General features: G+C 59.9%; 10 protein-coding genes. 8 read left to right on the top strand and 2 right to left on the bottom strand.

The features are described from left to right. Positions 1-147: 147 nt before the first annotated feature. A complete protein-coding gene (locus tag J5J10_RS04565) occupies positions 148-1,350 on the bottom strand; it encodes a pyridoxal phosphate-dependent aminotransferase (RefSeq protein WP_211929011.1) in 1,203 nt (400 codons plus the stop codon). A 325-nt stretch (positions 1,351-1,675) separates the two neighbouring features. Here J5J10_RS04565 and J5J10_RS04560 point away from each other — a divergent pair, with 325 nt between their 5' ends. The 4 genes from J5J10_RS04560 (at position 1,676) to J5J10_RS04545 (ending at position 3,451) form a co-directional block, all read left to right on the top strand. After that, entirely contained in the window at positions 1,676-1,975 is a 300-nt protein-coding gene (locus J5J10_RS04560) for a hypothetical protein (RefSeq protein WP_211929010.1), read from the top strand. Further along, complete coding sequence (locus J5J10_RS04555; RefSeq protein ID WP_211929009.1) at positions 1,965-2,168, top strand: hypothetical protein; 204 nt, start codon at positions 1,965-1,967, stop codon at positions 2,166-2,168. The genes J5J10_RS04560 and J5J10_RS04555 overlap by 11 nt, the downstream gene beginning before the upstream one ends. Before the next feature lie 505 nt (positions 2,169-2,673). Then, positions 2,674-2,889, top strand: coding sequence for a cold-shock protein (locus J5J10_RS04550; protein WP_128442587.1), 216 nt, complete (start codon positions 2,674-2,676; stop codon positions 2,887-2,889). A 148-nt stretch (positions 2,890-3,037) separates the two neighbouring features. Beyond that, complete coding sequence (locus tag J5J10_RS04545; RefSeq protein WP_208551604.1) at positions 3,038-3,451, top strand: BA14K family protein; 414 nt, start codon at positions 3,038-3,040, stop codon at positions 3,449-3,451. A gap of 16 nt (positions 3,452-3,467) precedes the next feature. On the opposite strand, the gene J5J10_RS04540 is transcribed toward J5J10_RS04545, so the two are convergent. After that, entirely contained in the window at positions 3,468-4,115 is a 648-nt protein-coding gene (locus J5J10_RS04540) for an MBL fold metallo-hydrolase (RefSeq protein WP_211929008.1), read from the bottom strand. A gap of 140 nt (positions 4,116-4,255) precedes the next feature. Between J5J10_RS04540 and J5J10_RS04535 the strand changes: the two genes are divergently transcribed. The 4 genes from J5J10_RS04535 (at position 4,256) to J5J10_RS04520 (ending at position 7,208) form a co-directional block, all read left to right on the top strand. Continuing rightward, positions 4,256-4,465 carry a hypothetical protein gene (locus tag J5J10_RS04535; protein ID WP_211929007.1) on the top strand — a complete coding sequence of 70 codons (210 nt, stop codon included), beginning with the start codon at positions 4,256-4,258 and terminating at the stop codon, positions 4,463-4,465. 113 nt (positions 4,466-4,578) lie between these two features. Then, positions 4,579-5,082: a MarR family transcriptional regulator gene (locus tag J5J10_RS04530; RefSeq protein ID WP_349252036.1), complete on the top strand. Its 504-nt coding sequence runs from the start codon at positions 4,579-4,581 to the stop codon at positions 5,080-5,082. Between the two features lie 3 nt (positions 5,083-5,085). Continuing rightward, the gene (locus J5J10_RS04525; RefSeq protein WP_211929006.1) at positions 5,086-5,787 is read left to right on the top strand and encodes a response regulator; all 702 of its coding nucleotides are present in this window, start codon (positions 5,086-5,088) and stop codon (positions 5,785-5,787) included. Between the two features lie 38 nt (positions 5,788-5,825). Then, on the top strand, positions 5,826-7,208 hold the full coding sequence (locus J5J10_RS04520) for an ATP-binding protein (RefSeq protein ID WP_211929005.1): 1,383 nt from the start codon (positions 5,826-5,828) through the stop codon (positions 7,206-7,208). The last annotated feature ends 2 nt before the right edge of the window (positions 7,209-7,210 follow it).

Below are 7,210 nucleotides of genomic sequence, written 5' to 3'. Positions count from 1 at the left end.
ATCACGAAAATCTAAGACCAAAACACCACCTGACCGCGCACCTCAAAACAAGAAAACCCGCCAAGCAAAAATCGGCGGGTTTGTCAGCGGTCTGAGGGCGGAACCACGGGGTTCCGCCCTTCTTCTTCGGGAAAGTCTGCCGGAACTTTACTTCAGCGATGCGCAGAAGCGCTGGATACGGCTGCAGGCCTCTTCGAGCTTTTCGTTCGAGGTCGCATAGGATACGCGGAAGTTCGGGCCGAGCCCGAAGGACGAGCCATGGACGGTCGCCACCCCTTCGGTCGCCAGCAATTCCATGACGAAATCCTCGTCGTTCTCAATCACCTTGCCCGACGGTGCCGTCTTGCCGATCAGGCCAGCGCAGGACGGGTAGACGTAGAACGCACCTTCTGGCTTCGGGCACACGATGCCGGTCGCCTGGTTGAGCATCGAGACGACGAGATCGCGACGCTCCTCGAAGGCCTTCTTCGACACCTTGACGAAGTCCTGCGGACCGTTCAGGGCCTCGACGGCGGCCCACTGAGCGATCGAGCACGCGCCCGAGGTCTGCTGGCCCTGGATCATGTCCATGGCCTTGATCAGCGGCAGCGGACCAGCTGCATAACCGATACGCCAACCGGTCATGGCGTAGGCCTTGGAGACGCCGTTCATGGTGAGCGTGCGGTCGTAAAGAGCAGGTTCGACCTGGGCTGGCGTGTAATAGACGAAGTCGCCGAAGACGAGATGCTCGTACATGTCGTCCGTCAGCACCCAAACATGCGGATGCTTCAAAAGCACGTCGGTCAGCGCCTTCAGCTCTTCCTTGCTGTAGGCAGCGCCTGACGGGTTGGACGGAGAGTTGAACATGAACCACTTGGTCTTCGGCGTGATCGCCTTGTCCAACTGCTCGGCCGTGAGCTTGAAATTGTTTTCGATCGTCGTCTCGACGAAGACGGGCGTACCGCCGCACAGCGCGATCATCTCCGGATAGGACACCCAGTAAGGCGCAGGTATGACAACTTCATCCCCTGGATTGATCGTTGCCATGAAGGCGTTGAAAAGAATCTGCTTTCCGCCGGTGCCGACGATCACCTGCTCGGGCTTGTAGTCGAGACCGTTCTCCCGCTTGAACTTCTCGGCAATCGCCTTGCGAAGTTCCGGAATGCCGGCAACCGGCGTGTACTTCGTCTCGCCACGGGCGATCGCGGCCACAGCCGCGTCCTTGATGTTCTGCGGCGTGTCGAAGTCGGGCTCGCCGACGGAGAGCGAAATGACGTCTTTCCCCTGCGCTTTGAGCTCCCGGGCCATCTGCGTGACGGCGATGGTCGCGGAAGGCTTGATGCGGGAAAGGGCGTCGGCAAGAAAGGCCATGATCTTCGGTCCTGAAGCTGTTGCGGTTGAGAACTCCGTGCACCGGGGCTCCAGGTCCAAGCTCTATGGCGAATTCGCCCATGTGTTTCAAGCGGAAACGCGTCTCGGGGACAATCTCCACCCTCTTGGCCAGCAAGCCTCCTTTCGTGAAGCGATTATGGTCGCGCTCATTAACGGCGTTGGCGCACTGTCCCGGCGTCTTCTGCCAACCGTTAACGGATCACAATAAGGCCACAATAATTGCGCCGGCGAGCCGTATTTCGGTCGCCAAGCCGTCCACTTGAACGGCTTTTCTCCTCTGGCGAACGACAGCGAGGGACCAACCATGTTTTTCGACGAAGACTCCCGCAATCTCCGGGCCGGGCGAAATGACCGGCATCCGCTAATGATGACCCTCCTGGCCTTGCTGTCTTGTGCGCTCATGCTGACCATCCTGGTGTCGCCGGCACGGGCGGAGACGGTAGTTCCGTCCAACCTGCTCGACTCCAATAGTCTTGCCGACCAGCGCATCCTTATGGGCTTCCTCATGATCGCATTTGCAGCGATGGCGGCTGGCAGCGTAAGCTTCTGGCGCCGTAGTTTCAGCGACATGATCCACGCCGAGGAACTGCGCCGTGGTCGATGATGGAAGCGGCATGGGTCAGCGTTGCCGTCGCGCGGGACGTGGAGAAAAGATCATACTTCTCGCCCTTGCTCTGATAGCCATTGTCGGTTTGGTGCTGGTGGCTGATGGCCTCTATCTTAAAACCAAGGTACTTGCTTCAGAGATGATGCACGAACGTGCCACGGTCCTGCGCCCCCTCGCCGACGAGCGCTGACGCACCCGATGGCGACTGCCGCGGACATCGACCGGCGGGCCCCGACGCCCAGTAAACAGGCAGTGTAGAAAAAATTCGCACAGCCGTTTTATTCCGCATCCAACGACTTCAGCGAGGAAATAGTCTCAGAACGAGATAAAAGCCCCCATATTTTTGGGATTTTTGACCGGGATTGGGCCTTAGACTTGATATTTTAAAGAAACCGAAAATGTCGCGGTACTCTGGTGCAGCAAAACTTTCGCTTGCCAAGATCGGATAAAGCAAGCAATCTTGCGCCGTTCGGGCAGTTAGCGAGCACGGGAAGACCTAATAAATGATGCGGGCCGGAGACGCAAAAAAGTTCCGGGCAGATGGTTGGCGCGCTGCCCTCGTGGTCGCGCGGCATAAAGCCTCTGCGGTAACCGGGACCCTTTCCTCACATTTCGAGAAATGCCTGCCAAATACCCGTAACGGGGTTGTAGCAATGCTGTCCCTTGACCCGGACAGAGAGAAAAGGACCTGACGCATGGCCGAGACTGGCACTGTAAAATTCTTCAATACCGACAAGGGCTTCGGCTTTATCAAGCCGGACAATGGCGGCGCTGATATCTTCGTACACATTTCCGCTGTCCAGGCTTCTGGCCTCTCGGGCCTCACCGAGAACCAGAAAGTATCCTTCGACACGGAACCGGACCGGCGCGGCAAGGGACCGAAGGCCGTCAACCTGCAGATCGCGGGCTGATCCTTTCTTCCCACGCATTTTTGTTTCGCGTATCGGCCCGGCAGAATTGCCGGGTTCTTTTATTCAGCTTCCGTTCAGGCACACCCAGCTACTCATTCGTCCAGGCTTTCCAGAGAGGAAAGCGTCGTCAGTGAGGATGACAGAGGCCATGAACAGGTTTGCACGCTACGCCCTTCTTTCGATTGCAGTCACAACGACGGCGATCTCTGCCGCCTCGCCGGCTTTTGCCGGTGGTGGTTATCGTCACCATCGCCACAATGACGATGCAGCTGTGCTGGGCTTGTTTGGCCTGGCGGCTGGCGTGGTAGCAGGTGCGGCGATCGCCAGTCAGCCCCGCTACGTAGAGCCCGACTATCTTCCGCCCGCGCCTCCCCCGGCCTACTACCCGCCCCGCGGCAACGTCTACGTGACACAGTATCCGCCGGCACCGGTTTCCTATGCGATCGAGCCTTGGACGCCGGAATGGTACGATTACTGCTCGGCTCGCTACCGTAGTTTCTCGCCCGATGACGGCACCTATATCGGCTACGACGGTCGCGCCCACTTCTGCGTGGCAGGCTGACCGTCGAAACGATCTGCTAGAGCCCCTGGAGGAACGGATTGGTCCGCCGTTCCTCTCCTATCCGCCCACCGGGACCGTGTCCGCAGATAAAGCCGACCTCGTCGCCGAGCGGAAACAGTTTCTCCTTGATCGACTGAAGCAGCTGCTGGTGGTTCCCGCCGGGAAGATCCGTGCGGCCGATCGACCCGTTGAACAGAACGTCGCCGACATGGGCGAACTTCTGATCACGATTGAAGTATATGACATGACCCGGCGCATGGCCGGGTGTATGGAAAACCTCGAAGCTATGCGTCCCGAATGAGACCTTGTCTCCTTCGTCGAGAAATCGGTCCGGCCTGCAGTTCCTGACCGCCATCTCCACGCCGAAACGTTTCCCCTGCTCTTCGAGACGATCGAGCAGCGGCACGTCGTCCTTATGCGGACCGATGATTTTCACACCAAGCTTTTCCTTGAGCTCCTCCGCTCCACCGGCGTGATCGATGTGCCCATGAGTGAGCCATATCTCCTTGATCCGGATGCCGTTCTGCTCAAGCGTCGCAACAATGGCATCGACATCGCCGCCCGGATCAACAACCACGCCCTCTTTCGTTTCAGTGTCGAAGAGAATGGTGCAATTCTGCTGAAACGGTGTGACCGGTATGATTCCCGCCTGCAACTGGCCCATGACTACCTCGTATCGGTTCGTGTCGGGCGCCAAGGACGCCGCAGCCCACACATAGGCTAATTTGTTGGCGAAGAAACCCCATCGGCGATCGGGCCGCCAATTCGGGCCTCAGCAGGCGATCCATGCGGCAGGATTGCCAATTGTACGACGAGAAAGAGCGCGACAAGAAGCTTCGTCAGCATCACCGCAAAGAAAACAGGACGAAGTCGCTGGCGCGCGTGTTGTTCTGCCGTCTGTTCCGCCATCGGTCTGCAAATCCTTCTGAAGGTGCTGCGTCGGTAGATAACCGCGCCGGCTTGCGCAAGGCGGACCTCTCCCCAAAAGTGCGTTGCCACACCGATTTTTTGTAGCGTTTTTGACGATCTGCCCTTAGTTCTTGCCCGAAAGACGCAACCGGCCCGGCCGAGCCGCCGCAAAAGTCCCCGCTTATAGGGGATGCGTCCCAGGGAAAGGAAAACGCGCCGTGGCGCCACAGAAGACCGTTCGCAAGGAATTGCCGGAGATCCCGGTCGTCGACGACAAGACGATCGACTTCGACACGATCGAGTCCCTTTTCTTCGCCTATCGCGACTTCATCTCCGACCCCGACGCCATTCTGTCAAAGATCGGTTTTGGGCGAGCTCATCACCGCGTCGTATACTTTGTCAGCCGTCGGCCCGGAATGACGGTCGCCGACCTGCTGGCGATTCTGCAGATCACCAAGCAGAGTCTCGCGCGCGTCCTCAAGGAACTGATCGATTCCGGCTACATCAGGCAGATGGCGGGTCCGGCCGATCGCCGCCAGCGCCGCCTCTATCCCACGCTTGCAGGCCGAGAATTGGCGCTGGCGCTATCCGAGCCGCAGTCGCGACGGATTGCGCAGGCGCTTGAAGGTCTGTCAGGCGACCAGCGTGACGGCGTCCGTCGATTTCTGGAAGGCATGCGCGGCACCCGGACGACAGCTCCGGCGGAGCTCGGGGAGGACTGAGACATGGCAAGCAAGGGGCCGGTGGCCGACGATGCAGCACATCTACTGGTCGTCGACGACGACACCCGCATCCGTGATCTGCTTCAGCGCTACCTGACGGAACAGGGCTTCCGCGTGACCGTCGCCGCCGATGCCGCGGAAGCACGTCGCAAACTGGAAGGTCTGGATTTCGACCTTCTCGTTCTCGACGTGATGATGCCCGGCGAAACGGGCCTGTCCTTGACCAAGAGCCTCGTCGGCGAGCGCACGATCCCGGTGATCCTGCTCACCGCGCGATCCGAGGCGGAGTCGCGCATCGCCGGGCTGGAAGCCGGCGCGGATGACTACCTCGCCAAGCCCTTCGACCCGCGCGAACTCGTTCTGCGCATCAACAACATCCTGAAGCGGAACACGGCAGGCAGCGCGCTGAAGATCGAGCAGGTCATGTTCGGGCCCTATTCCTTCTCCATCGTTCGCAAAGAGTTGAAGAAGGCATCGGAAACGATCAAGTTGACCGAGCGCGAGCAGGAAATCATGCTGCTGTTCGCCACGCGCGCAGGCGAAACCATTCCGCGCCACGAACTGATTGGCGACGAGGCCGAGGTCGGCGAACGGACTATCGACGTGCAGATCAACCGGCTGAGGCGGAAGATCGAGGACGATCCGGCCAACCCCGTATGGCTGCAGACGGTCCGCGGCATCGGCTACCGCCTCAGCATGGACTGACGCCGGCAACCGCGGGAAGCCCGCGAGCAAGGAGCCAAATGGCGATCTTCGATGCCATCAGACGGGACCAGGACAAACCACCAGCCAACGCCTACAAACGGGTGACGCGCTGGATTCGCAGACGGCTGCCGACGGGTTTGTTCGCGCGCTCCCTCCTGATCATCATCGTGCCGATCCTCATCCTGCAGACGGTGGTCGCCTTTGTCTTCATGGAGCGCCATTGGCAGACCGTGACCCAGCGGCTCTCTTCCAGCGTCACGCAGGAGATCGCCGCCATCATCGACATCATCGAGACCTATCCCCACGAAGCCGACTATGGCGAGCTCGTCAGGATCGTCGAGGACAATCTCGGCATGCGGATATCGGTCGAACCTGGCGAGAAACTACCCGCCCCTCGCCCCAAGCCGTTTTTCTCTCTTCTCGATCAGACGCTGACAAGCGAGATCACAAGGCAGATCGGACGTCCATTCTGGATCGATACTGTCGGCAACTCGCGCCTGCTGGAAATCCGTATCCAGCTGGAAGGCGAAATTCTGCGTGTTTTCGTCAACCGCAATCGCGCCTATGCCGCGAACTCCCACATCTTCATCGTCTGGATGGTGGGCACCTCGCTTGTGCTGATCATCATGTCGACGCTTTTCCTGCGCGGTCAGATCCGGCCTATCCTGGCGTTGGCACAGGCTGCGGAAAGCTTCGGCAAGGGTCAGAAGTCGCCGGAGGATTTCAGCCCCCGCGGGGCCGACGAGGTGCGCCGCGCCGGCCTCGCCTTCATCCTGATGCGGGAGCGCATCGAGCGTCAGATGGAACAGCGCACCGCCATGTTGACAGGTGTCAGCCATGACCTGCGGACCATCCTCACCCGTTTCAAGCTGCAGCTGGCGCTGGCAGGCGACAACCCCGAGCTCGACAATCTCAACAATGATGTCGAGGACATGCAGACCATGCTGGAGGGCTACATGGCGTTTGCCCGCGGCGAGGCGGAGGAGGATGTCGGCGAAGTGCTGCTGAGCGACGTTCTCGAAAAGGTCGCCGCCGACTTCACTCTGCACGGCAAGGAGATGACCTGGAAGATCGAGGGTGACGACCGCGTCAAGGTTCGTCCAAATGCGTTCGCGCGCCTGATCGGCAACCTGGCGTCCAACAGCCGCCGATATGCAAAGAGGCTGGAGGTCGATGCACGGCATAGCGCCAAGTGGCTGACGGTCACCTTCGACGACGATGGTCCCGGTATTCCGGAAGAGGTTCGCGACGACGTCTTCAAACCGTTTTACCGCCTCGACGAGGCTCGCAATCTCGATTCCTCGGGGACGGGTCTCGGCCTCGCCATCGCCCGCGACATCGCCCGCAGCCATGGCGGCAACGTCACCCTTGGCGACAGCCCTCTCGGCGGATTGCGAGCAACCGTACGGATACCGGCCTGATC

The sequence above is a fragment of the Ciceribacter sp. L1K23 genome, assembly GCF_018122705.1.
GTDB lineage: Bacteria > Pseudomonadota > Alphaproteobacteria > Rhizobiales > Rhizobiaceae > Allorhizobium.
Note: the sequence above shows the minus strand (reverse complement) of the source record. Positions and strands in the feature narration are given on the sequence as shown.

What these genes read in the sequence shown, in the direction of transcription:
- J5J10_RS04550 (WP_128442587.1), top strand. Translation starts at nt 2,674, where the DNA reads ATGGCCGAGACTGGCACTGTAAAATTCTTCAATACCGACAAGGGCTTC.
- J5J10_RS04540 (WP_211929008.1), bottom strand. Translation starts at nt 4,115, where the DNA reads ATGGGCCAGTTGCAGGCGGGAATCATACCGGTCACACCGTTTCAGCAG.
- J5J10_RS04560 (WP_211929010.1), top strand. Translation starts at nt 1,676, where the DNA reads ATGTTTTTCGACGAAGACTCCCGCAATCTCCGGGCCGGGCGAAATGAC.
- J5J10_RS04545 (WP_208551604.1), top strand. Translation starts at nt 3,038, where the DNA reads ATGAACAGGTTTGCACGCTACGCCCTTCTTTCGATTGCAGTCACAACG.
- J5J10_RS04525 (WP_211929006.1), top strand. Translation starts at nt 5,086, where the DNA reads ATGGCAAGCAAGGGGCCGGTGGCCGACGATGCAGCACATCTACTGGTC.
- J5J10_RS04565 (WP_211929011.1), bottom strand. Translation starts at nt 1,350, where the DNA reads ATGGCCTTTCTTGCCGACGCCCTTTCCCGCATCAAGCCTTCCGCGACC.
- J5J10_RS04520 (WP_211929005.1), top strand. Translation starts at nt 5,826, where the DNA reads ATGGCGATCTTCGATGCCATCAGACGGGACCAGGACAAACCACCAGCC.